The organism is Croceibacterium mercuriale, assembly GCF_000802385.1.
Classification (GTDB): Bacteria; Pseudomonadota; Alphaproteobacteria; order Sphingomonadales; family Sphingomonadaceae; genus Croceibacterium; species Croceibacterium mercuriale.
Window position 1 is genome coordinate 726,972 of record NZ_JTDN01000002.1, and the last position, 23,110, is coordinate 750,081.

The 23,110-nt window shown below is 69.2% G+C and carries 23 protein-coding genes, 1 tRNA gene and 1 pseudogene; 16 read left to right on the forward strand and 9 right to left on the reverse strand.

All coding sequences use genetic code 11. From position 1 onward, the window contains the following. Positions 1-168: 168 nt before the first annotated feature. The 3 genes and pseudogenes from istB to PK98_RS12990 all read right to left on the reverse strand — a co-directional run bounded on the left by istB (position 169) and on the right by PK98_RS12990 (position 3,659). A complete protein-coding gene (istB, locus tag PK98_RS12980; protein WP_039097264.1) occupies positions 169-897 on the reverse strand; it encodes an IS21-like element helper ATPase IstB in 729 nt (242 codons plus the stop codon). Beyond that, a pseudogene (locus PK98_RS12985) lies at positions 884-2,224 on the reverse strand (IS21/IS408/IS1162 family transposase). The gene istB and the pseudogene PK98_RS12985 overlap by 14 nt, the downstream one beginning before the upstream one ends. Before the next feature lie 277 nt (positions 2,225-2,501). Continuing rightward, positions 2,502-3,659, reverse strand: a complete 1,158-nt coding sequence (locus tag PK98_RS12990) for a M23 family metallopeptidase (RefSeq protein ID WP_039097265.1) — start codon at positions 3,657-3,659, stop codon at positions 2,502-2,504. Positions 3,660-3,851: 192 nt separating this feature from the next. On the opposite strand from PK98_RS12990, the gene PK98_RS12995 reads away from it, so the two are divergent. The 10 genes from PK98_RS12995 (at position 3,852) to wecB (ending at position 11,831) form a co-directional block, all read left to right on the forward strand. Continuing rightward, positions 3,852-5,168 (forward strand): glutamate-5-semialdehyde dehydrogenase, encoded by a 1,317-nt coding sequence (locus tag PK98_RS12995; RefSeq protein WP_407637631.1) that lies wholly within the window; start codon positions 3,852-3,854, stop codon positions 5,166-5,168. Continuing rightward, positions 5,168-5,866 carry a nicotinate-nucleotide adenylyltransferase gene (locus PK98_RS13000; protein WP_039097701.1) on the forward strand — a complete coding sequence of 233 codons (699 nt, stop codon included), beginning with the start codon at positions 5,168-5,170 and terminating at the stop codon, positions 5,864-5,866. Before PK98_RS12995 ends, PK98_RS13000 begins: the two co-directional genes overlap by 1 nt. Before the next feature lie 131 nt (positions 5,867-5,997). Continuing rightward, positions 5,998-6,387, forward strand: coding sequence for a ribosome silencing factor (gene rsfS / locus PK98_RS13005; RefSeq protein WP_039097702.1), 390 nt, complete (start codon positions 5,998-6,000; stop codon positions 6,385-6,387). Between the two features lie 24 nt (positions 6,388-6,411). Then, the gene (locus PK98_RS13010; RefSeq protein ID WP_039097267.1) at positions 6,412-6,834 is read left to right on the forward strand and encodes a 23S rRNA (pseudouridine(1915)-N(3))-methyltransferase RlmH; all 423 of its coding nucleotides are present in this window, start codon (positions 6,412-6,414) and stop codon (positions 6,832-6,834) included. Positions 6,835-6,875: 41 nt separating this feature from the next. After that, a complete protein-coding gene (locus PK98_RS13015; RefSeq protein WP_152608660.1) occupies positions 6,876-7,391 on the forward strand; it encodes an STM3941 family protein in 516 nt (171 codons plus the stop codon). Between the two features lie 87 nt (positions 7,392-7,478). Then, positions 7,479-8,816, forward strand: a complete 1,338-nt coding sequence (locus PK98_RS13020) for a S41 family peptidase (RefSeq protein WP_039097269.1) — start codon at positions 7,479-7,481, stop codon at positions 8,814-8,816. A 16-nt stretch (positions 8,817-8,832) separates the two neighbouring features. Beyond that, positions 8,833-9,309, forward strand: a complete 477-nt coding sequence (locus tag PK98_RS13025) for a disulfide bond formation protein B (protein WP_039097270.1) — start codon at positions 8,833-8,835, stop codon at positions 9,307-9,309. Beyond that, the gene (locus tag PK98_RS13030) at positions 9,306-9,860 is read left to right on the forward strand and encodes a demethoxyubiquinone hydroxylase family protein (protein ID WP_235425511.1); all 555 of its coding nucleotides are present in this window, start codon (positions 9,306-9,308) and stop codon (positions 9,858-9,860) included. Before PK98_RS13025 ends, PK98_RS13030 begins: the two co-directional genes overlap by 4 nt. 107 nt (positions 9,861-9,967) lie before the next feature. Further along, positions 9,968-10,636, forward strand: coding sequence for a hypothetical protein (locus tag PK98_RS13035; protein ID WP_152608661.1), 669 nt, complete (start codon positions 9,968-9,970; stop codon positions 10,634-10,636). A gap of 40 nt (positions 10,637-10,676) precedes the next feature. Then, complete coding sequence (gene wecB / locus PK98_RS13040) at positions 10,677-11,831, forward strand: non-hydrolyzing UDP-N-acetylglucosamine 2-epimerase (protein ID WP_039097272.1); 1,155 nt, start codon at positions 10,677-10,679, stop codon at positions 11,829-11,831. Here the strand turns inward: wecB and PK98_RS13045 are convergent. The 4 genes from PK98_RS13045 to PK98_RS13060 all read right to left on the reverse strand — a co-directional run bounded on the left by PK98_RS13045 (position 11,828) and on the right by PK98_RS13060 (position 16,675). Beyond that, positions 11,828-12,229, reverse strand: coding sequence for a GFA family protein (locus tag PK98_RS13045; protein ID WP_039097273.1), 402 nt, complete (start codon positions 12,227-12,229; stop codon positions 11,828-11,830). The two genes, wecB and PK98_RS13045, sit on opposite strands and share 4 nt — an antisense overlap. A gap of 15 nt (positions 12,230-12,244) precedes the next feature. After that, positions 12,245-13,069: an enoyl-ACP reductase FabI gene (gene fabI, locus PK98_RS13050; RefSeq protein WP_039097274.1), complete on the reverse strand. Its 825-nt coding sequence runs from the start codon at positions 13,067-13,069 to the stop codon at positions 12,245-12,247. Between the two features lie 16 nt (positions 13,070-13,085). Continuing rightward, entirely contained in the window at positions 13,086-14,096 is a 1,011-nt protein-coding gene (locus PK98_RS13055) for a YihY/virulence factor BrkB family protein (protein WP_052208662.1), read from the reverse strand. Positions 14,097-14,158: 62 nt separating this feature from the next. Continuing rightward, a complete protein-coding gene (locus tag PK98_RS13060; RefSeq protein WP_052208664.1) occupies positions 14,159-16,675 on the reverse strand; it encodes a putative bifunctional diguanylate cyclase/phosphodiesterase in 2,517 nt (838 codons plus the stop codon). Positions 16,676-16,779: 104 nt separating this feature from the next. Between PK98_RS13060 and PK98_RS13065 the strand changes: the two genes are divergently transcribed. From PK98_RS13065 to PK98_RS13075, 3 genes are read left to right on the forward strand one after another with little or no spacing between them, the layout of a single operon-like run. Continuing rightward, the gene (locus tag PK98_RS13065) at positions 16,780-17,274 is read left to right on the forward strand and encodes a hypothetical protein (protein WP_052208666.1); all 495 of its coding nucleotides are present in this window, start codon (positions 16,780-16,782) and stop codon (positions 17,272-17,274) included. 32 nt (positions 17,275-17,306) lie between these two features. Next, positions 17,307-18,623, forward strand: a complete 1,317-nt coding sequence (gene hglS, locus PK98_RS13070; RefSeq protein WP_039097276.1) for a 2-oxoadipate dioxygenase/decarboxylase HglS — start codon at positions 17,307-17,309, stop codon at positions 18,621-18,623. Continuing rightward, a complete protein-coding gene (locus tag PK98_RS13075; RefSeq protein ID WP_081996234.1) occupies positions 18,620-19,855 on the forward strand; it encodes an Nramp family divalent metal transporter in 1,236 nt (411 codons plus the stop codon). Before hglS ends, PK98_RS13075 begins: the two co-directional genes overlap by 4 nt. A 9-nt stretch (positions 19,856-19,864) precedes the next feature. Here the strand turns inward: PK98_RS13075 and PK98_RS13080 are convergent, their stop codons facing one another. Beyond that, positions 19,865-21,451 carry a peptide MFS transporter gene (locus PK98_RS13080; protein ID WP_039097277.1) on the reverse strand — a complete coding sequence of 529 codons (1,587 nt, stop codon included), beginning with the start codon at positions 21,449-21,451 and terminating at the stop codon, positions 19,865-19,867. Positions 21,452-21,607: 156 nt separating this feature from the next. Between PK98_RS13080 and PK98_RS13085 the strand changes: the two genes are divergently transcribed. The 3 genes from PK98_RS13085 (at position 21,608) to PK98_RS13095 (ending at position 22,570) form a co-directional block, all read left to right on the forward strand. Beyond that, positions 21,608-21,946 carry a GntR family transcriptional regulator gene (locus tag PK98_RS13085; protein WP_039097278.1) on the forward strand — a complete coding sequence of 113 codons (339 nt, stop codon included), beginning with the start codon at positions 21,608-21,610 and terminating at the stop codon, positions 21,944-21,946. Between the two features lie 207 nt (positions 21,947-22,153). Then, positions 22,154-22,435, forward strand: a complete 282-nt coding sequence (locus PK98_RS13090; protein ID WP_039097279.1) for an integration host factor subunit beta — start codon at positions 22,154-22,156, stop codon at positions 22,433-22,435. A gap of 50 nt (positions 22,436-22,485) precedes the next feature. Continuing rightward, a tRNA-Leu gene (locus tag PK98_RS13095) sits at positions 22,486-22,570 on the forward strand. A 17-nt stretch (positions 22,571-22,587) separates the two neighbouring features. Here PK98_RS13095 and msrB read toward each other — a convergent pair. Beyond that, complete coding sequence (msrB, locus tag PK98_RS13100) at positions 22,588-23,067, reverse strand: peptide-methionine (R)-S-oxide reductase MsrB (RefSeq protein ID WP_039097280.1); 480 nt, start codon at positions 23,065-23,067, stop codon at positions 22,588-22,590. Positions 23,068-23,110: the final 43 nt, after the last annotated feature.

The following is a 23,110-nucleotide window of genomic DNA, read 5'->3' on the forward strand; positions in this document are numbered from 1 at the left end:
TAGGCGTTGAACCGGGACCCCCGATCGGCGTCGAAGAGGGACCCCCTAACAGCGTTGAGCTGATGTCGATGATGGGGTGCCGTTCGCGGTGCTCGCGGCGTAGGGAGGGCGTAGCCCGACCGGAGGCGCGAGCACCGCGAACGGCTCTTTCTGGCTACCGTGCCAAGATCAGCTGCGGTTCTTGAAGCGCCAGCTGTCGTTGCCGGTTTCGACGATGTCGCAGTGGTGGGTGATGCGATCGAGCAGCGCGGTCGTCATCTTGGGATCGCCGAACACGCTGGGCCACTCGCCGAACGTCAGGTTGGTGGTGATGATCACCGAGGTGTGCTCGTAAAGCTTGCTGATCAGGTGGAACAGCAGCTGGCCACCCGAGCGGGCGAACGGCAGATAGCCAAGCTCGTCGAGCACCACGAGCTCGTGGCGGCGCAGCTGGGCCGCGAGCGCGCCGGCCTTGCCGATCCGCGTCTCCTCCTCGAGCTGCGTCACCAGATCGACGGTGTTGAAGTAGCGACCGCGGGCACCGGCGCGGATGACGCTGGCGGCGATCGCGCTGGCCAGGTGGGTCTTGCCGGTGCCCGTGCCCCCGACCAGCACGACGTTGCGGCGGCCTGGCAGGAACGAGCCTGCGTGAAGCGAGCGCACCAGCCCCTCGTTGATCGGGGTGTTCTCGAACACGAACGCGTCGAGGTCCTTTACGACCGGCAGCCTGGCAGCCGTCATGCGGTAGCGGATCGAGGCGGCATGACGGTGTGCGCCTTCGGCGCGCAACAGATCGCTCAGGATCTCCATCGCGGTGCGCTTGCGCTGAACACCGGTGGTGACCGCTTCATCGAACGCACCCGCCATGCCCTTGAGTCCGAGCCCACGCATCGCGTCGATCATCTCATGCCGCTGCATGAAGGCCTCGCAGGCTGTCGTAGCGGGCGCAGTTGGCGATCGGCGGGTGCATCAGCGTTAGATCCTCAGACGTGACGATGGATGCAGGCCGGGGCGGCTCTCGCCGCCGTGACAGGATGTTGAGGATCACCTCGTCGCTGACCGCACCGGCGTCGAGCGCCTCGCGAACGGCGCCCTCGACGGCATCCAGGCCATCGCTGAGAACGGCCGCAAGAACGCGGACGAAGCGCCGATCGGCATCGTCGTCGCTGCCAAGCTTGCGGCGCAGCCGAGCGAGCGCGGGCGGTAGATCCCAGCCTTGGAACGGTGCCCCGTTCCTCAGCGCGCCGGGCTTGTTCACCAGCACCGGCAGGTAATGCCAGGGGTCGTAGATCGTCCGGTCGCGACCGAAGAACCGGGGATGATCGGCGATCACCTCGTCGCCCATCCGCACGACGATCCGGTCGGCATAGGCCCGGACCTGGACCGCACGACGCACCGCCTTTGCGGCAACCGAGTAGCGGTTCCGATCGAAGCTGATCAGGCACGTCCCGGTCACCGCATGCTGCGTCTCGTGGAAGCCGTCGAACGCCGCGAGCATCGGCTGCAGCGCGGGCCGTTCCAACTCCAGCGCCAGTGCGACCGTCATCTCCTTATGCTCGGGATGCGCATGCATCTCCGCCCAGCGACGGCACTCGGCTTCCAGCCAGCCGTTCAGTTCCTCCAGGCTGGCGAACCGCGGCCGCGGCTTGAAGAGTCGGCCCCGGATCGTCTGGACCTGATGCTCGACCTGGCCCTTCTCCCAGCCGGCCGCTGGCGAGCAGGCGGTCGGCTCGACCATTTAATGATCCGCCATCACCAGGAAGCGACGGTTGAACACGCGTTCCTTGCCGACGAACACGGTCGTCACCGCGATCTCCACATCTTCGTGGCTCCAGTCGAACTGGTACGCCTCGCCCTGCCTGAACAGCAGCGGGATAAATGCCGCTACGCCGGCGCCGGGATCCTTGCGCCGCGCCTCGGCCCAGCGCGTGGCGTAGCGCCGGGCCGCATCGTACGATCCCTCGAAGCCTTCGCGTAGCAGCAGATCATGGATCCGCGTCATCCGCAGCCGATCGCGACGCGGGCGCGCCTCGTTCTCGGCCAGCAGCGTATCGAGCCGCTCCTGGAACGGTCCGATCCGCGGCAGCGGTTGCACCGAGCGATGATAGTCGAACGAACCTTCCGGTGCCCGGATCGCCTTGCGCACCACCTTGCGCGACAATCGAAGATCCCGCGCGATCGCCTTGATCGGCTTGCCGCCGGCGTACTCACGCCGAACCCGAACCACAGTCTCCACCACCAACATCCCGATCTCGCCGCCTGAGAATACCCAGGCCGCTGTCTAAACCATCGAAATGAGGGGTCCCTTTTGGACGCCGATCACCCCGCTAAGGGGGTCCTTTTTGCACGCCGATCCACAACATTCGCGGAACTTAGGCAAGTTCGGGCTTAGCAGTCTCACGGCCGACGGCCTCGCCACGCGCACTGGAAGTGAGTACAATCAACGGGTTAGAGCCTTCGTACCGGCTCACTCAAACCAGCCGATCAGTCCCTAATTGACAAGCACACCGAACGCGGCAGGATCAGTCTTCCCGCACGCCTGCCAGCAGGGTGGGGGCGTGTTGCAGGAAGGGGAGGGGGTTCACGGCGCGGCCGTGCACGCGGACCTCGAAGTGCAGGTGCGGGCCGGTGGAGCGGCCGGTGCTGCCCAGCATGCCGACCTGGTCGCCGGCCGCCACACGATCGCCGACCTTTGCCTTCCAGCCGGACAGGTGACCATATCGCGTCATCAACCCGTTGCCGTGGGTGATCTCCACCGTGCGGCCATAGCCGCCCTTGGTGCCGACGAAGCTGACCCGGCCGTTGGCGGTCGCCAGCACGGGTGAGCCTTGCGGGGCGGCGAAGTCCAGGCCGGCATGCAGCGCGGCGGTGCCGTGGAACGGGTCGCGACGATAGCCGAAGGAAGAGGAGAAGCGCGCGCCGGCCACCGGCATCACCTGCGGCACGCGGGTCATGGAGCGTTCCAGCTCCGCCATGCGGGTCAGGCTGGTGCCCAGCCGTTCGAACCGAGCGCTCAAGGCACCGTCGGCGCTGCTGCTGAAGCTTTCCAGCGGACCACCCATGGCCAGCTGGTCGTCGCGGCTCAGGCTGGCGCGCACCGTGCGCGGATCCACGCCCAGCGCACGGATCGCGCTTTCGGCCCGATCGGCGCGGGTCTCGGCATAGCGGGTGAGCCGCGCTGCCAGCGCCAGCTGCCGCTGTTCCAGCCGCAGCAGCGCCGCACCCTCCGGCAGTGCGGCACCCACGCGTTGCGCCCGGCCGCTCGCCTCGTCCACGCGGCCGGCGGAGGCGGCCTCCTGGTCGGCGACGGCATCGGCGGGCAGCATGCCGGCGACGGTTTCCAGCAGCTCCTGCCGCTGTTGCAGGTCCTGCGCCACGCGGTCCATCTCGGCACGCCAGCGGGCGACCTGCGTCGCATCGTCGGTCACCGCGGCTTCGCGGTCGGCGAGGCGGGCCTGGTGCTGCTCGGTCTCGATCCGGCTGGTCGCCAGCGCCGCCAGCGAGCCCAGCCAGCCGAGCGCCAATGCGCCGGTCACGCCAGCCAGCACGACCTGCTTGCGGGTGGACAGGCGCAGGGTCCGGACCTTGCCGGCATCGGGCGCGCCAGTGCGGAAAGTGACTTCGCGCGGGGCGAACAGGTGCTGGATACGCGGTGCCTTGCGGCTCGTGTGCTGAAGCAAGAGTTTGATCCCGTTGGAAATTGCGACCCCCGTCTGCCGTGCCGCTACGCACAGGGCGGCCGCGGAGTCGACCGGCAGCACCGTCGAAAACGGGTCAGCTGACACCGCTATGGGATGAAGCGATCCGCCATAAGGATTTTTTCTGCAGCCTCCGGGAACCGGAATGCAGGCCAGGCGTGCGGCAGAATCGCCCTGACAGGGTGGCGGGCGGCTGATACACGGCACCCCATGTCGACCCATGCCCAGCAGACCCGCCCTGACACAGTAACGCAGCTGGTGGAGGACCTCGCCCGCGCCGGCCGCGCCGCGCAGGGCCAGCTTGCCCTGCTGGACAGCGGGGCCAAGGCGCGCGCGCTGCGCACCGCCGCCGCCGCGCTGCGCGATGCCGCGCCGGCGATCCTGGCGGCCAACGCGCAGGATTGCGCCGCGGCAGAGGCGAACGGCACCAGTGGCGCCATGCTGGACCGCCTGCGGCTGGACGCGGGCCGCCTGGCCGGCATTGCCGCAGCGGTGGAGGCGGTCGCCGGCCTGCCGGATCCGGTCGGGCAGGTGATCGACCGCAGCGAGGCGCCCGCCGGCATGGCCCTGTCGCGCGTACGCGTGCCGATCGGGCTGATCGGCATCATCTACGAATCCCGCCCCAACGTCACCGCCGATGCGGCGGCGCTCTGCGTGATGAGCGGCAATGCCGCGCTGCTGCGCGGGGGGAGCGAGGCGGTGAACACCAACCGTGCGATCCATGCGGCTTTCGCCGCAGGGCTGGCGGCCGAGGGCGTGCCCGCCGCCGCCGTGCAGCTGCTGCCGACGCAGGACCGTGCCGCCGTGGGCGCCATGCTGGGGGCGGCCGGCCTGATCGACATGATCATCCCGCGTGGCGGCAAGGGGCTGGTCGCACGGGTGCAGGCCGATGCGCGGGTGCCCGTGCTCGCCCATCTGGACGGCATCTGTCACACCTATGTCCACCATGCCGCCGACCCGGCCATGGCGCGGGCGGTGACGCTGAACGCCAAGATGCGCCGCACCGGCATCTGCGGCGCGATGGAGACGCTGCTGCTGGACGCTGCCTTCCCCGACAGCGCCGGCGTGGTCGCCGCGTTGCTGGATGGCGGCTGCACCCTGCGCGGCGATGCGCGGGCACAGGCGATCGATTCGCGCATCCAGCCGGCATCCGCCAATGACTGGGACACCGAATATCTCGATGCCGTCCTGTCGGTCGCGGTGGTGGACGGGCTGGAGCAGGCGCTGGCGCATATCGCCCGCCATTCCAGCGGACATACCGATGCCATCATCACCGGCGACGATGCCGTGGCCGAGGCGTTTCTGGCCCGCGTGGACAGCGCCATCGTGATGGCCAACGCCTCCAGCCAGTTCGCCGATGGCGGCGAATTCGGCCTGGGTGCGGAAATCGGCATTGCCACCGGCCGCTTGCACGCCCGCGGCCCGGTCGCGCTGGAGGGGCTGACGACCTACAAGTGGCAGGTGCGCGGCAGCGGGCAGGCGCGCGCCTGATGCAGCGCCACGGCCCGGTCACGGGCCTGCTGGGCGGCAGCTTCAACCCCGCGCACGGCGGGCACCGGCGCATCTCGCTGTTTGCGAAGGATGCGCTGGGGCTGGACGAGGTGTGGTGGCTGGTGTCCCCCGGCAATCCGCTGAAGCCCCGTGCCGGCATGGCGCCGCTTGCCACCCGCTACCGCTCCGCCCGGGCGCAGGCGCGGCGGGCGCCCATCACCGTCACCGCGATCGAGCGGGAGCTGGGCACCGTGTTCACCGCCGATACGCTGGCGGCGCTGCTGCGCCGCTACCCCAAGCGGCGCTTCGTGTGGCTGATGGGGGCGGACAATCTGGCGCAGTTCCATCGCTGGCGGCAATGGCGGCGGATCGCCCGGCAAATGCCGATTGCGGTGATTGCCCGCCCCGGCTATGATAGCAAGGCAATCGCGAGCCCCGCGATGGCCTGGTTGCGGCTTCACCGGCTGCCTGCCGCCAGCCTTCGCGACGCGAAGTCGCAACGCCGGCGTGAATGGAGCGCACCTGCGCTGATAGAGCTGCGTTTCGATCCCGATCCGCGATCGGCCACCATGGTCCGCCTGTCGGATCCGGACTGGACCGCGCGCCATGCCCGCCCCATCTCTGGTGCGGACCTGCGGGATCAGCTGACGCACCGCCCCATCCACGACCCCGCCCAGCCAGAGGTGCAGCCCCGGTGACCATCCGGTCTGCCTTCCGTCGCCTGTGCGATCACCACCACTGCAAAGGAGCATGAAACGCTGCGATGACACAGCCTTACGAACAGTCCGGCCCTGCCGGCGCATCGGCCGTGTCCGCACCGCTTTCCACCATGTCTGACACCGCCCCCCTGGCCATCGAGGCCGAACCCGGCTCCATCCACGCGCTTGTCCTGCACCAGCTGGACGAGGATCAGGCGCAGGACGTCGTCTCCATCCCGCTTGCCGGCAAGAGCTCCATCGCCGATCACATGGTGATCGCGTCCGGCCGCTCCACGCGGCAGGTCGCCGCCATGGCGCAGAAGATTGCCGAGCGCATGAAGAAGGAAGGCCACGGCAACAGCCGCATCGAAGGCCTGCCCGCGGCCGACTGGGTGCTGATCGATGCCGGCGACGTGGTGGTCCACCTGTTCCGCCCGGAAGTCCGCTCGTTCTACAACCTGGAACGCATGTGGGGCTTCGGTGACGAAGGCTCCGCCTCCTCGATGGTGGGCCGGGCCTGAGGGCCATCTGCCGGGGGTAGTCCCATGCTCCTGCACGTGATCGCCCGCGGCAAGATCGCCCGCTCGCCCGAAGGCGAGCTGGTCGATCGCTATGCACAGCGGATCGCCTGGCCGCTGAAGCTGACAGAACTGCCGGAGCGTGGCGGCCGGGTGCCCGATCCCGCCACACCCGTTCGCCGCGTGCTGCTGGACGAGCGCGGCCGTCAGCTGACCAGCGAGGCGCTGGCCGCCCAGCTGGGCCAGTGGCGCGATGGCGGCGTGCGCGAATGCCGGTTCGAACTGGGCGCGGCGGACGGCCATGGCGATGACGGGCGCGCCGGGGCGGACCTGCTGCTGGCCTTCGGCGCCGCCACCTGGCCGCACCTGCTGGCCCGCGCCATGCTCATGGAGCAGCTGTACCGCGCGACGACCATCATCGCCGGGCATCCGTATCATCGCAGCGGGTAGCGGCAGCAGACATCTAGTGCCAGCCAACGGGGAGAAGCGTGATGTCGGAGCCTGATTTTGTCGCCCGCTACTCCCGGGGCCGACTGATGCTCGCGCTGCTCGCCTGTGGCACGCTGGTCGTCGGCGGTTTGTGGATGGCGGAGATCATCGGGCAGCCGCCGAGTAGCGAGCGGTACCCCAAGGCTGTTGTTGTGGCGGTTGGCTGGCTCAATGTGCTGATGGGCGCGATCGCCAGTGCCGAAATAATCAGACGATTGGTCAAGGCGGGGGAGCACCTCAGTATCGGGGCGGCTGGGATTCGCTGCAATGCCTGGGCCAGCCAGACCATACCCTGGTCGGAGATCGAAGAGGTGAAAGTCTGGAACCTGCAGCGGCAGAAGGCGATCATTCTGCGCCTGCACGATCCATCGCGCTACCCAGCCAAGCGCCTGCTTGCCTCCCTGCCCGGCAACCGTCGGCTGACTGGTGGCGACATTGCGATCTACATGACCGGCACGGACCGAAGTTTCAGTGAGGCGCTTGCCGCCATCGAGCATTACCGACCCGTCACCACATGATCGGCATCAACACCACCCCTCATCTGGCGTTCAGCACGCTTCGCGCTTAGATTGGCAATCGTGTCGCACCCCAGAAAGCCCGCCCGCATGAGTCTCGCCCGCCCGTTGCGCGCTGCCGCCCTCCTGTGCGCGGTGGCCCTGCTGCCTGCCACGACGGCCGGCTTCGCGCAGGTGGAGGGGCGCGCCTCGCCCGAATTCGCCAAGCTGTTCGCCACCTATCAGCGGATCAAGGCCTCCTATGTGGAGCCGGTGACGGACGAGGTGCTGATCCGCGGCGCGATCGACGGGATGCTGGCCGCGCTCGACCCGCACTCCGCCTATCTCGACGGTACCGCGCTGCAGCGGCTGGAGACGATGATCGACGGCAATTACCAGGGTCTGGGCATTTCGGTGCAGCTGGATGATGGCGCGGTGAAGGTCGTGTCCCCGTTCAAGGGCAGCCCGGCGGAGGCGGCCGGCATCAAGGCGGGCGACTACATCACCCATATCGATGGCCGGCTGATCTACGGGCTGGAACTGGACGAGGCGGTGCAGCAGATGCGTGGCGGGGCAGGTACGTCCATCCGCCTGTCGATCTTCCGCGCCGGACGTGACGCGCCGTTCGACGTGACCGTGACCCGCGGCCTGATCGAGCTGGAGCCCGTCACTCACGAGCTGAAGGACGGCCGGATCGGCTATATCAGCGTGAACGAGTTCAGCCGCGATGTCGGCGCGGATGTCAATTCCGCGCTGAACGCCCTGCGCACGCAGGCGGGCGGCACGCTGGCCGGCCTGGTGCTGGACCTGCGTCGCAATCCCGGCGGATCGCTGGACGAGGCCGTTGCCCTGTCGGACCTGTTCCTGGACAAGGGCCAGATCGTGTCGCAGCGCGGGCGCAACCGGGCGGACACGATCTATTACGAGTCCGAGACCGTCTATCGCGGCGACGCCGCCGCCGGCGTGCCGATGATCGTGCTGATCGATGTCGGCTCCGCCAGCGCCAGCGAGATCGTCGCCGGCGCGTTGCAGGACCAGCATCGCGCGCTGATCATGGGCGAGCGTTCCTTCGGCAAGGGCAGCGTGCAGACGCTGCTGCCGCTGGCACAGGATGCGGCGCTGAAGCTGACCACGGCGCGCTACTACACGCCCTCCGGCCGATCCGTGCAGGAAGGCGGGATCAAGCCCGACATCCGGGTGCCGCAGCTGTCCGATCCCGACGCCGCCACCCGCAGCCAGTATGCCATGCGCGAAAGCGACCTGCGCCGCCATCTGGTGAATGAGGTCGATCTGGAGGACGAGGCGCTCGAGACCGACCGCCAGGTCGATCCCCGCTTCACCGCCACGGCGGAGGAGCTGGCCACGCAGGGGATCGAGGACTTCCAGCTCGATTATGCGCTGAAGACGCTGCGCCGCACCGGCGCGGGCGTGCTGACCGCGCGGCGGTGACAGGCAGGCGGTCGGCGTGACGTCCAACCTGCGCCTTGCACAGCGTCTGGCGATCGCAGTGCCCGCGCTGGCGCTGGCGGGCGCGTGGCTGTCCCAATATGCGGGTGGCCTGCCCCCGTGCGAGATGTGCTGGTGGCAGCGTTATGCCCATCTGGCCGCACTGGCGCTGGCCCTGGCGGCGCTGCCGTTGCATCGCCTGCGCGCGGGCCTGCTGGCGCTGGCTGCGCTGGCGATCTGCCTGTCCGGCGTGATCGGCGGCTTCCATGCGGGCGTGGAATATGGCTGGTGGCCGGGCATCACCACCTGCGCGCAACCGACCGGGCTGGCCGGCGGCACCGATCCGCTGGCCGCCATCATGGCGGCGCCGCTGGTGCGCTGCGACGTGGCCCCGTGGACCCTGCTGGGCGTTTCGCTGGCCGGCTGGAACGCACTGTATTCCATGCTGGCGGGCCTCGGCCTGTTCCGGCTGCTGGGCCTGAGGGAGCGACCATGACCGACCCCATGAGCGACACGGTGAAGGCGGAGCGCGAGCGGATGATCCGCGTCGACCAGGCCGGCGAGTTCGGCGCCACGCGCATCTATGCCGGGCAGCTGGCGGTGATGGGCGAGCATTCGCCCTTGTCGGCGGAGATCCGCGGCATGGCCGAGCAGGAGGCGCAGCATCGTGCGCAGTTCGATGCGCTGCTCGCCCGCCGCGGCGTGCGGCCCACCGCCCTGCAGCCCTTCTGGTCCGCCGCCGGCTATGCGCTGGGGGCGGTCACCGCGCTGATCGGCCCGGAAGCCGCAATGGCCTGCACTGCCGCGGTGGAGCAGGAGATCGACCGGCATTATACCGCGCAACTCGGCCAGCTGGCACAGGATCGCGCCGCCGGCGATGCCGACCCGGAGCTGGAAGGGATGATCGAACGCTTCCGCGATGACGAGCGCGAGCATCACGATGCCGCGATCGCCGCCGGGGCGGAGCGGGCGCCGGCCTATCCGTTGCTGCATGCCGCGATCCGCTTCGGCTGCCGCGCGGCGATCCGGCTGTCGGAACGGATTTGATACGTTTGCCGGGGGAACCGGCCTGCTTCAAATCCGGTTAGGGAGATGAAGCGCCATCATTTTACCGTCGCCGGCAGATGCCTGCCGGTCTCGCAGGAAACCGTACCATGAACCGTTCGCTGATCGCCCTGCTTGCCGCCCCTTTCGGCCTTGCCGCGTTGCCGCTGCCCGCCGCTGCGCAGGACAATGCCGGCGACCGGGTCAATACGGTGATCATCTATGGCGAGGACGAGTGTCCCCGCTCCAGCGCGGACGAGATCACCGTCTGCGCCCGCCTGGACGAGTCGGAGCGGTTCCGTATTCCGGAGCGCCTGCGCCAGAGCCAGGACCCGGCCAACGAGGCCTGGGCCAGCCGCGTGCAGGCTTTCGAGACGGTGGGCGATTTCGGCCCGCTGTCCTGCTCCACCGTCGGGACCGGCGCGGAGCTGGGCTGCACGCCGCAACTGATCGAGGCTGCGTATGCCGAACGGCGCGCCGGGTCCGGCGTGCGCTTCAGCCAGCTGATCGAGCAGGAGCGAGCGGAGCGGCTGGCCACCATCGACTCCGAGGCTGCTGCCACGCAGGCGCGGGTCGAGGAGCAGGAAGCGATTATTCTCGAGCGCCAGCGGGTGGCGCAGGAAGGCGAAACGCCCGCCGCGGCCGATCCCTCCGCCGCCCCGGCCGGTGTGACCGATCCCTCGCAGCGTCCCCCCGCGCCCCCGGCAGAGGACGTCCCGTTCGAGAGCGACGATGCCGCCGGTACGCAGCCGGTAGACGGCAGCGCCGTCATCCGCTGAGCGGGTCGCATTCGGCCGGCTGCTCTGGCAGGGGGCGGGCATGTCCCGTCCCCGCCGCGTCCTCGCTGTCTTCGGCACCCGGCCCGAAGCGATCAAGCTGTTCCCCCTGCTGCATGCGCTGGCAGCCGATGACCGGTTCGCCAGCCGCATCTGTGTCACAGGGCAACACCGGGCGATGCTGGACGGGGTGCTGGCGCTGGCCGGCATCCGGCCCGATCATGATCTGGCCGTGCTGCAGCCGGGCCAGTCGCTGGACCAGCTGGTCGCCCGGCTGCTGACCGGCACGGGCGCGGTGCTGGACCGCGAATCGCCCGACCTGGTGGTGGTGCAGGGCGACACCGCCAGTGCCATGGCCGGCGCGCTGGCCGCCTATCACCGGCGCATCCCGGTGGTGCATGTGGAGGCCGGCCTGCGCAGCGGCGACATCCATCAGCCCTGGCCGGAGGAGGTGAACCGTCGCATCATCACCACGCTCGCCGCGCTGCATTGCGCACCGACCGAACGGGCAGCCGCGGCGCTGCGGGCGGAGAATGCCGCGGCAACAGCGGTCCATGTCACCGGCAATACCGTGGTCGATGCGCTGCACTGGGTCCGCGCCCGGCTGGCGGCGGAGCCGGCACTGGCCGGTCCGATCCGACAGTTGCAGGCCCGGTTCGCTGAACAGCGGATCGTGGCGGTGACCTGCCACCGGCGGGAGAACTGGGGTGCGGGGATGGGTGGCATCGCGACGGCACTGGCTGGGCTGGCCACGCGGCCGGACGTGGCGCTGATCGCCCCGCTGCACCACAATCCGCTAGCCCGCTCCGCGATGCAGCAGCAGCTGGGCGATCTGCCCAACGTGGCATTGGTGGAGCCGTTGGACTATCCCGCTTTCGTCCACCTGCTGGACGTGGCGCATCTGGTGCTGACCGACAGCGGTGGCGTGCAGGAGGAGGCGCCTGCTCTGGGCACGCCGGTGCTGGTCCTGCGCGAGACGACCGAGCGTCCGGAGGGGATCGAGGCCGGCACTGCGCGGCTGGTGGGCACCGATCCCGACATCATCCTGGCCGAGGCGAACCGCCTGCTGGACGACGCCGCGGCCCACACCACCATGGCCCGTGCGCACAATCCCTTCGGCGACGGGCAGAGCGCCAGACGGATCGTGGAGCTGATGGCGCAACTTGCGCCATCAGACCGGGATAGCCGCGCCGCCTAGCCCGGGTAGCGATCGAAGGTCGGCATGGTGTCGATCGCACCGACCCAGTCCAGCCGCTCCGCACACTGGATCTGCACCGCCGGCACCAGCGTGGCGGCATCGTCCAGCGTGGCCGACTGGATGTCGATGATGCCGGGCAGCATTTCCGCATTGCGGTAATACAGCCCGGTGCCACACTGGTTGCAGAAGAAGCGCTCGGCCCCGGGTGTGCCCTCGAACCGGGTTGCCGCTCCGTCGGTCACGCGGAAGCTGTCTTCCGGCACCGCCAGCCAGGCCATCATCGGCGCCCCGCTGCTGGTGCGGCAATCGGTGCAATGGCAGATCGCGTGGTGTTCCGGATCCGTCACATCGGCCGTGTAACGCACCGCGCCACAGCGGCATCCACCAGCAAACGCCATTGCCTGTCTCCCGTCCTACACCAGCGAGATGTCCGGTGCGTCTTCTTGCTTCATGCCGACCAGGTGGTAGCCGGCATCCACGTGATGCACAGCGCCCGTGACCCCGCTGGCGAGATCGGACAGCAGGTACAGGCCTGCGCCGCCCACGTCCTCGATCGTGACATTGCGCCGCAGCGGGCTGTTCAGCTCGTTCCACTTCAGGATGTAGCGGAAATCGCCGATGCCGCTGGCGGCCAGCGTCTTGATCGGGCCGGCGCTGATCGCGTTCACGCGCACGCCGTCCGGCCCCAGATCGTTGGCGAGATAGCGCACGCTGCTTTCCAGCGCCGCCTTGGCCACGCCCATCACGTTGTAATGCGGGATGACCTTTTCCGCGCCGTAATAGCTCAGCGTCAGGATCGACCCGCCGCCGCTGCCATCTTCCGCCTTGGGCGGCATCATCGCCGCCGCACGCTTGGTCACGGCGACCAGCGAGTAGGCGGAAATATTCATGGTCATCAGGAAGTTGTCGAGACTGGTGTCGACATACCGGCCGCGCAGCTCGTTCTTGTCGGAGAAGCCGATCGCGTGGACCACGAAGTCCAGCGTGTCCCACCGTTCCTGCAACGTGGCGAAGCCTGCATCCAGCGCGCCCATATCGGCCACGTCGCATTCGAACAGGAAATCGCTGCCTAGCTGCTGCGCCAGCGGGCGCACCCGCTTCGCCAGGGCATCACCCTGGTAGGAGAAGGCGAGGTCCGCGCCCGCTTCCGACAGTTTGCGGGCAATGCCCCAGGCCAGCGACTTGTCGTTCGCCAGCCCCATGATCAGGCCGCGCTTGCCCTGCATCAGCCCCGTCATCGATTACTATTCCTTGTCATTCCTTGCCTTCGCTCTCCGCCTCCGGGCCATCGACACGGCCCAGCCGGCGCGCCTCCTCCGGCGTTTCGGTCAGCGCGGCATTCAGTTCCGCGCCCATCACCATCCCTAGTCCCACCAGCCAGAAAAAGAAAAGCGCGATCATGATGCCGGCCAGCGAGCCGTAGGTCGCATCGTAGCGGAATACGGTGCGCAGCAGCGATGGCAGGAACAGCGACACCAGCACCCACCAGCCCGTCACCAGCGCCGCGCCCGGCCATTTGGGATAGCGGCGATCGCGGTAGGTGTGCGGCGTCAGCGTGTAGAACAGCAGGTACAGCGAGGCGAACAGGCCGATCGCAGGCACGATCCGCGTCCAGGCGAGCCGGCCCAGCAGGGTGTTGAGCTGCGGCACGTAGGCGACGATCACCTCCTGCACCGCGCCGATCATCACCTGCGCGATCAGGCATAGCAGCAGCAGCACGACCGCACCGATGATGATGCCGGTGGACAGCAGCCGGTACTGCCAGAACGATCGCGTGGCGCGGGTGCCATAGGCGCGGCGCAGCATGTCGCGGATCGTCTCCACCAGGCTGCCCACGGTCCACAGCCCGACCAGCCCGCCCAGCCACAGCACGATGCCGCTGCGCGCACCGACCACGTTGCGCGCGACCGGGCCGATCACCTGCCCGACATCCGGCGGCAGGGCGGACAGCACGGCATAGATCGTCGCCTCCTGGTCGGATGTCTCGCCGATCAGGCTGAAGATCGCGGCCCCGGTGATGAAGAACGGGAAGATCGCCAGCACCGCCATGTAGGCCAGGTTGCCGGCATGGATGAAACCGTCATTGTAGGTGCCGATCACCACCCGCTTCGTCACTTCCCAGGCGCGGCTGCCCGGGCCCATGTGGTGGCGCATCCCGGCGTGCAGCATGGCGGGCTGGCGCAGGGCGGCCTTGCGGCGGGCCTCGGGCGACAGGTCGGGCCGGGGCACCTCTGCGGCGTCGCTTGGCGGAGCAGGAAGTGCCATGGCCCGGCTTGTAACAGGCGCTTGCGGGCTGTCGACCCTTGCGCGCAGGGGCTGGTGTCCGGTCAGCCGACCTGCGCGGTCCCGGCCTGCGCCAGCGACGCCAGCGGGACGGGGCGGCAGAACAGGTGCCCCTGCGCCAGCCGGCAACCCATGGCCAGCAGCTTGCGGCGCTGCGCCTCCGTTTCCACGCCTTCGACCACCACCTGCTTGCCCAGGCCCTGCCCCAGGCCGATGATGGCGCGGATGATGGTCTCGCTCTCGCCATGATCCTCGAACAGGGTCAGGGTGAACGACCGGTCGATCTTCAGCGTATCGAACGGCAGGTGCTTCAGGTGGATCAGGCTGGCATAGCCGGTGCCGAAATCGTCCAGCGAGATGGGCAGGCCGGCATCGTGCAGCACCGTCAGCGCCTCCGCCGTCTGCGTCAGGCGCCCGTCCAGCACCAGATCCTCCGTCACCTCCACGCACAATCGGGACGGCTCGATCCCGCGTGCCGCGATGCGCTGCAGCAGGCGGTGGGCGGCGGCGGGCCCGTCCAGGTCCGGTCCGGTCAGGTTCACGCCTACCCGGGGCAGCTGGTCCGGATGGTCGCGCAGGGCATCCAGCGCCATGTCGATGGCCTGGTGCTGCACGGCGTGGCCGGTGCGTCCGTCCGTCAGCATCTCGCCGAAGGTGGCCGGGGTCAGCAGGCCGTGGCGGGGATGCTGCCAGCGCAGCAGCGCCTCGAAGCCGACCGGCGCGCCGGTCTCGATCCGCACGATCGGCTGGAAATGCAGCATGAATTCGCCCCGCGACAGCCCCTCGGCCGCTTCCTGCGCGAAGCGGGCGCGGCGATCGTTGCGGGCGCGCAGCGACGGGTCGTAGCGGTACAGGCCCCGCCGGCCGCGATGCTTCACCTGGTACAGCGCCAGGTCGGCATGCTTGACCAGCACTTCCGGCTCCGGCCCGTCGGCCGGGTGGCACGCCAGGCCGGCGCTGAAGGTCATCGCCCAGCGGCGGCCTTCATGCATGACGCTGGTCCCTTGCAGTGCTTCCAGCGCAGCCTCGATCCGGCTGGCGGCGGCACTGTGTTCCAGCAGCAGGATCGCATATTCGTCACCACCGATCCGCGCCACGTGCCCGTCCGGCCCGGCGGCCATCGCCAGCCCGGCGCCGATCGTCATCAGCAGCCGGTCGCCCGCATCGTGGCCCAGCCGGTCGTTGATCTGCTTCAGATTGTCGACATCCACCAGCAGCAGCATGAAGGGGGCGGGCGGCGTGCCCGCCGGGTCGCCGTCCACCATGCGGCGCAGCTGCGCCTGGAAGGCGGCACGATTGCCCAGCCCGGTCAGCGGATCGGTCAGCGCGGCGCGGCGATAGGCGCCGCTTTCCGCTTCCAGCCGCAGTCGGGCCTGTTCGGCGGCATCGCGCTCCCCGCTCAGCCGGCGGACCCGGTCCGCCATCAGCACCGACAGGGCCGCGGATTCGATCGCCAGGGCCAGCAGCATGCTCATGCTCACCAGGTCGGGCTGCGTCACCAGCTGCCATCCCTGCGCCAGCCACAGGCAGAAGACCAGGATCAGCGGCGACCAGCTGATCAGGTACAGCCACACGGTGCGGCTGCGCCGGCTGATGGCGATGGCGACGCCGGTCAGCAGGACCAGCCCGTTGGCGGAGCCCAGCACGTTGAGCGATGGCGCCATGGTGCGCAGGCCAGCCGGCCAGCCGGCCAGGGTCGCCACACCCACCAGCCCGCAGGCCAGCGCCAGGCCGGCCCCGATGCGCCGGAACCAGCGCGGCAGGCTGCGCCGCTCCATCAACGCCAGGAACACCATGGTGGCGGCCGCGCTGGTGCCGGCAACCAGCGCATCGGTCAGGCGCACCGCCGTTGGCCCGGCCAGCGCCGGCCACACCAGCGCCAGCATGTTGGTGGAGGTCAGGCCATAAGCCAGCGCCAGCACCGACCACAGCACGTACCAGCGTTGCGCCGGCAGCAGCGGCCCGGTCCGGACCAGCAGGCTGAAGATCAGCACCGTGACGATCGCACCGGCAAAGGTGCCGGCCACCGCCAGCCAGGAACCACCCAGCCACAGCATGTCCTCCGGCGGCACGGCGGACACGCGGCGCAGCGGCTCCAGCGTCGCCAGGTCGCGATATCCGAGATAGATGGCGGCGATCCCGCTACCGGGCTTCGCCACCGTCACCCGCAACAGCCCGCCCGGCATCCAGCGATTGCCCACCTGCCCCGGTGCGAAACGTTCGGTCTGCACCGATCCGTCGGCCCCCACGATCAGGACGGTGTGCGCTGCGAAGGCCAGCTGGTCGGTCAGCAGGGCCCAGCCGGCCGGCATGGTCGAAAGGGCAGCGGGGTCGTCCAGCCGCAGCCACAGCCAGCCATCCACCGGCGGGGATATGCGGTGCGGCCTGTCGCACGTGGTCGGGAGCTGCCCTATCGTGCGGGCATCATCGGGCGTGGTGGCGGGGGCGGTGGCATGGCAGAACTGGTCGCGCAGGGGTACGATCGTGGCCGCAGCCTGCCCCGGCCAGCCGACAAGCAGCGCCAGGACCAGCCCGATCAGGATCAATCGCAGGGGGTGCACGTCCGGTCCAGAATTGCAGGCCCACTTCGTATCAGGTTGATCCTTCTTATTCCACGAAAGGCGGCGTGACGGAAACGAATGTTCGCCGACGCATTCTGACGGGCATGGCCCCACCCGCCCCGCGCATCGACACGCCCGACCGGACGCCGCCCCTGTCCGCCATCCTGGCCTTCGGCCCGGCCGGGCTGATCGTGGTGCTGGGCCTGCTCGGCTGGGCCGGGTGGGCCTGGGCGGTGGCGGCCGGGCGCCTGTGGGCGGCGGCGATCCTGCTGTTCCTGGCCGGCGTCACCCGCGGGCTCAGCTTCTTCACCGAAGGTGGGCCGCGGCCGGCGCAGCTGGCCACCATGCTGGCACGCTTCGTATGCGGGTTGCTGGCGCTGGCGCTGCCCATGCTGCCGATCGGCGTGGCGCCGTTCCTGTCGTGGCTGCTGCTGTTCGCCGGCTTCCTGACGGTGCTGCTGTTCGATCCGCCGGCTGCGCGGCAGGGGATGGCGCCGCGATACTTCGCGCGGCTGCGCGGGCCGCAGATGTTCGTGGCGCTGGCCGGGATCGTGCTGCTGGCCGCGGCGGACCTGAGCGCCGCCAGCGTAAGGATGTGACCGGCCCTGCCTGACACGCTAGGATGCGGGGCATGGACCAGCCTGTCGCACCCGCCGCCATCCGCGCCGCCTTCTCGGCCGCCATGTCCCGCATGTATCGGGCGGAGGTGCCGCTGTATGGCGACCTGCTGGAGATCGTGGCGGCGGTGAACCGGAACGCGTTGGCCGCCGCGCCCGAACTCGCCCGGCAACTGACCGCCAGCGGGGAGGATGCCCGGCTGGGAGAGGAACGGCACGGCGCCATCCGCGTGGGCACGCCGGCGGAGCTGCGGCTGCTGGCCCGCATCTTTGCGGTGATGGGCATGGCGCCGGTCGGCTATTACGACCTCGCCCCCGCAGGCATCCCGGTCCATTCCACCGCCTTCCGCGCAGCTGATGCGGCGGAGCTGGCCACCAGCCCGTTCCGGGTGTTCACCAGCCTGCTGCGGCTGGAACTGATCGCCGACACGACCTTGCGTGCGCAGGCGCAGGCGATCCTGGCCGGCCGGCAGATCGTGTCCGCCGAATGCCTGGCCCTGGTCGGGCAGGCGGAGCGGGACGGCGGCCTGGGCGCGGCCGATGCCGACCGCTTCGTCGCCGCCACGCTGGAGATCTTCCGCTGGCAGGGCCGGGCGATCGTGGATGCGGCGACCTACCATGCGCTGCTGGCGCAGCACCGGCTGGTGGCGGACATCGTCGCCTTCCCCGGTCCGCACATCAATCACCTGACCCCGCGCACGCTCGACATTGATGCCGCGCAGGCGGAGATGCAGCGCCGTGGCATGGCCGCCAAGGCCAGCATCGAAGGGCCGCCACGCCGTGCGGTGCCGATCCTGCTGCGGCAGACCAGCTTCCATGCCCTGTCCGAAGGCTTCGTGCCGACGGACGGCGCCGACAGCCCGGCCCAGCACACCGCCCGCTTCGGCGAGATCGAGCAGCGCGGCGCCGCGCTGACGCCCGCCGGGCGCGCGCTCTACGACCGCTGCCTGGACGCCGCGCAGCAGGGGCAGGATCCGGCTGCGGCCTTTGCCCCGTTCCCCGACGATTTCGCTGCGATGGTGGCTGGCGGGCTGGCCTATGCGCAATATCTGTCGACCGGCCGGGCCGGTCACGCCGCGAGCATCGCACAGGCGCTGGCCGACGGCCTCGTCATCGCGGCGCCGCTGACCTACGAGGATTTCCTGCCGGTCAGCGCCGCGGGTATCTTCCGCTCCAACCTGGGCGCCGGCGACGCGGCGGACAGCTATGCCGCCGGCGGATCGCAGGCCGCGTTCGAGGATGCGCTGGGCCGGGCGGTGCTCGACCCCTTCGCATTGTATCAGGCGGCGCAGGACCGTTCCGCCGCGCACGCGCTGGCGCAGCTGGCATGACGGTGCCGCCCACCGGTCTCGGCCGGCTGAAGGCGTTGGGACCGGGGCTGGTGGTCGCCGCCACCGGAGTTGGCGCGGGCGATCTGGTAGCGACGCTGATCGCCGGATCGCGCTTCGGATACGACCTGCTGTGGGCGGCGGTGATCGGCTGCCTGGTGAAGATCGCCCTGTCGGAAGGATCGGCCCGCTATCACCTGGCAACCGGATCGACGATCCTGGCGGGCTGGCGATCGCTGGGGCGGTGGACCAGCTGGTATTTCGGCATCTACGTGCTGATCTGGGGCTTCATCTATGGCGCCACGGCGATGAGCGCCACCGCGCTGCCGCTGGCGGCGATGTTCCCGGTGCTGCCCCTGCGGGCCTGGGCGGTGCTGGCCGGGCTGCTCGGCCTCGCCTTCGTCTGGCTGAACCGGTACCAGGCGTTCGAGGCGGTGATGAAGGTGCTGGTGGCGACCATGTTCGTCATCATGGTCGGCCTCGCCATCCTGGTGGCACCGAACCTGCCGGATCTGCTGGGCGGCATGACCGGGCGTCTGCCTGACGGATCGCTGTTCTACACGCTGGGGCTGATCGGCGGGGTTGGCGGCACGATCACCACCGCGGCCTACGGCTACTGGGCGCAGGCGAAGGGCTGGCGCGGGCCGGCCTGGTTGCCGATGATGCGGTTCGACAACACGATCGCCTATGCGGTGACCGGCCTGTTCGTGGTGTCCATGCTGATCGTGGGGGCGGAGCTGCTGCATTCCGCCGGCATCGCGCTGGAGGACAGCGATCGCGGGCTGCTGGGCCTGTCGGACGTGCTGGCCGCGCGGTTCGGGCCGATGGTGGCGACCCTGTTCCTGGTCGGCTTCCTCGCCACCGCCTTCTCCTCCGTGCTGGGGGTGTGGCAGGGGATGAGCCTGTTCTTCGCCGATTGGTGGTACCAGCTGCGCGGGGCTGATGCGGGCGGCGATCATGAGGGGAGCGGCGCCTACCGCTTCTACCTGCTGTGGCTGACCTTCCCGCCCATGCTGCTGCTGTTCGCCGACCGGCCGCTGCTGCTGGTGGTGATCTATGGCGCGTTTGGCGCGCTGTTCATGCCGTTCCTGGCCGTGACGCTGCTGCTGCTGAACAACTCGCAGCGCCTGCCCGCCGGTGCGCGCAATGGCTGGCTGGCCAACGGCGCACTGGCGGGATCGGCGCTGCTGTTCGCCGTTCTGGCAACGCAGCAGATTGCCGCGCTGCTCGGCTGAACGGTCAGGTCAGGGGCGCTTCACGCCGGGGTGGATGCCAGCACCGATGGCTTCGGCCAGTTCGTCTTCCCCCAGCATGGCATGGTCGACGGTCGCCGCATCCTGCAGCGTATCGAGGTGCATCAGCCGCTTGATCAGCGGGGAGACCACCAGCACCACTACGCCGATGCCGATCGCGTACCAGCCCACGTTGGAGTAGACGCTCAGCACCAGGTCGCGGCCGGCGCTCTCGCCCTCAAGCCCCTCGCCACCCGCGGCGGCGGAGATCAGGCCGGCCGCGAAATTGCCGGTGGCCGAGGCGAAGAACCAGGTGCCCATGATCAGCGACGCCATGTGCGCCGGGGCCAGCCGGTTCATCGCCGACAGGCCGACCGGCGACAGGCACAGCTCACCCGTGGTATGCAGCAGGTAGATCAGGAAGATGAACAGCACGGGCACCGGCACGCCGGCGCCGGTCGCCTGCGCGCCCCACACCAGCACCAGGAAGCCCAGGCCGACCTGGATGACGCCGAGGCCGAACTTGAACGGGGCGGAAGGTTCGGCATTGCGCCGCCCCAGTGCCGTCCATGCCCAGGCGAACAGCGGCGCCAGCAGGAAGATGTAGGCCGCGTTCAGCGACTGGAACATCGATGCCGGCATTTCCCACCCGAAGATCACGCGGTCCACATGGCGATCGGTGAACAGGCTGAGCGAATTGCCGGCCTGTTCGAACAGGGCCCAGAACACGATGGAGGTGACGATCAGGAACATGGCCGCGAAGATGCGGTCGCGATCCTCCGCCGGCAGCTTGATGACGGCGGTGCCCAGCACATACAGCACCAGGATGCCGCCGAACACGCCCAGCAGCGTGCCCACCACGCTCTGGTTCTGGACCATCCACCAGCACGCCAGGACCGCCAACAGGCCGACGCCGTACAGCGTCCATTCCAGCCCCTTGCGCAGCACAGCCGGCGGTTCGCCCCGGCCCATCAGCAGCGGCTTGCCGATCACGAACACCACCAAGCCCAGCAGCATGCCGAAGCCGGCCAGGCCGAAGCCGTAGGACCAGCCGTAGGTTTCCCCGATATAGCCGCACAACAGCGAGCCCAGGAAGGCGCCCAGATTGATGCCCATGTAGAAGATCGTGTAGGCCGGATCGCGGCGCTTGTCGGTGCGCGGGTACAGCGAGCCGACGATGACGGAGATGTTCGCCTTCAGGAAGCCGGAGCCCACGATGATGAAGGCCAGCGCCAGCCAGAACAGGCTGAGCGCGGCGGGATCCTGCCCGCCATCGCCTTCGAACCCCATCAAGGCATGGCCGAAGGTGAGCAGTACGGCGCCGTACAGCACGGCCTTGCGCTGCCCCAGATAGCGGTCCGCCAGATAGCCGCCCAGCACCGGGGTGATGTAGACCAGCGCGGTGTAGGCGCCGTAGATGACCCCGGCTTCTCCATCGGAAAACAGCCAGTGCTTCGTCAGGTACAGGATCAGCAGCGCTCGCATGCCGTAGTAGGAGAAACGCTCCCACATCTCGGCGAAGAACAGGATGAACAGGCCCTTGGGATGGCCCAGGATCGTGCCGCCTTCGTCCGCCGATCGTAGAGGGGCTGATGCCATGCGCTGCTGTGTCCCTGTTGCGTGCTGCCGTTGCAGCCGGAAACCGCGCACCCTAACGCCGCTGTAGCGAATGCCAAGATGTTCGTTGCGGCTGTAACTGCCTGTCCGCAAAGGCACACCTTGCGTGCCGCGCTGTATTATGGCACTGCATCACCCATGCCGGACAGCCGCCCCGTCTATCTGCGTCTGCGGGAAGAGATCGCCGCCGCGATCATCGACGGGCGCTATGCCGAAGGGGCCATGCTGCCGTCGGTGCGCGCCTTTGCGGCGCAGCAGGGCGCCAATCCGCTGACAGTGGCCAAGGCATACCAGCAGTTCCAGGCGGACGGGCTGATTCGCGTGCAGCGCGGCGTCGGCATGTTCGTGCGCGAAGGCGCGGCACAGGCGCTGCTGGCGGCGGAGCGGGCGGCGTTCCTGCAGGCCGAATGGCCGGCGATCCGCGACCGGATGGACCGGCTGGGCATCCGCCTGGCGGAACTGCTGGACCGGGCATGATGGCCCGGCCCGATCGTGGGGCAGCCTGATGACATGCCACGATGATGTCCTGCTGCGGGACTTCCTGGTGAAGACGGTTGCCTGCGCGGTTGATTTTTGGCAGTTTGTTGCACGGCTACGTGGTGGGCTGACGGCGGGGGGCCGGTAGTCCGTGAATCACGCATCATCGCACGGGGGATCGCCCGCCGATGTGCCAAGGGGAATGCAATGATCCGCTCCGAACTGGTCGAGGCGCTGGCGACTGACAATCCCGAACTGCGGGTGGAGGAGGTCGAGCAGATCGTCGACATCTTCTTCGAGGAGATCGCCGCCCGTCTGGCCGAAGGCGGCCGGGTGGAACTGCGCGGCTTCGGCACCTTCACCACCCGCGCGCGGGACGCCCGCACCGGCCGCAATCCCCGCACCGGCGATGCGGTGGACGTGCCGGCCAAGCGCGTCCCCTATTTCAAGCCGGGCAAGGAAATGCGCGAGCGGCTGAACACCGAATAGGGCGCACCATCTGGCCAACGACCCTCGCGCGGCTTAAGCGACCGGTCGGCGCGGGCGTGGCGGAATGGTAGACGCCGGGGACTTAAAATCCCCTGATCCTTGATCGTGCGGGTTCGAGTCCCGCCGCCCGCACCATGTTCGTTCGCGCGGGTTCAGGCGGCGCGAAACGTCATCGCCACGCCGTTCATGCAGTACCGCTTGCCGGTGGGGCGCGGCCCGTCATCGAACACATGGCCCAGATGGCCGCCGCAATCGGCGCAGTGCACTTCGGTGCGCGGCAGGCCCATGCTGTAATCGGTGCTGGTCCCCACCGCATTGGTCAGCGGCTGCCAGAAGCTGGGCCAGCCGGTGCCCGATTCGAACTTGGTGCGGCTGGCGAACAGCGGCTTGGCACAACCGGCGCAATGATAGGTGCCGGCGCGTTTCTCCCGGTTGAGCGGGGAGGTGCCGGCGCGCTCGGTGCCTTCCCGCCGCAAGACGTTGAACGCCGCCGGCGACAGGCGCCGGCGCCATTCGGCCTCGCTCAGTTGCACGCGGAACGGGCGGGCCTCTGCTGCAGAGCCACAGCCGGGAAGGACCAGTCCCGCCAGCAGCATGGCGACAGCATGGCGGCGATTGATGGTGGGCGTCATGCCACCTCCGCTACCAATTGCCGGGCGAACGGATGCTGAACGG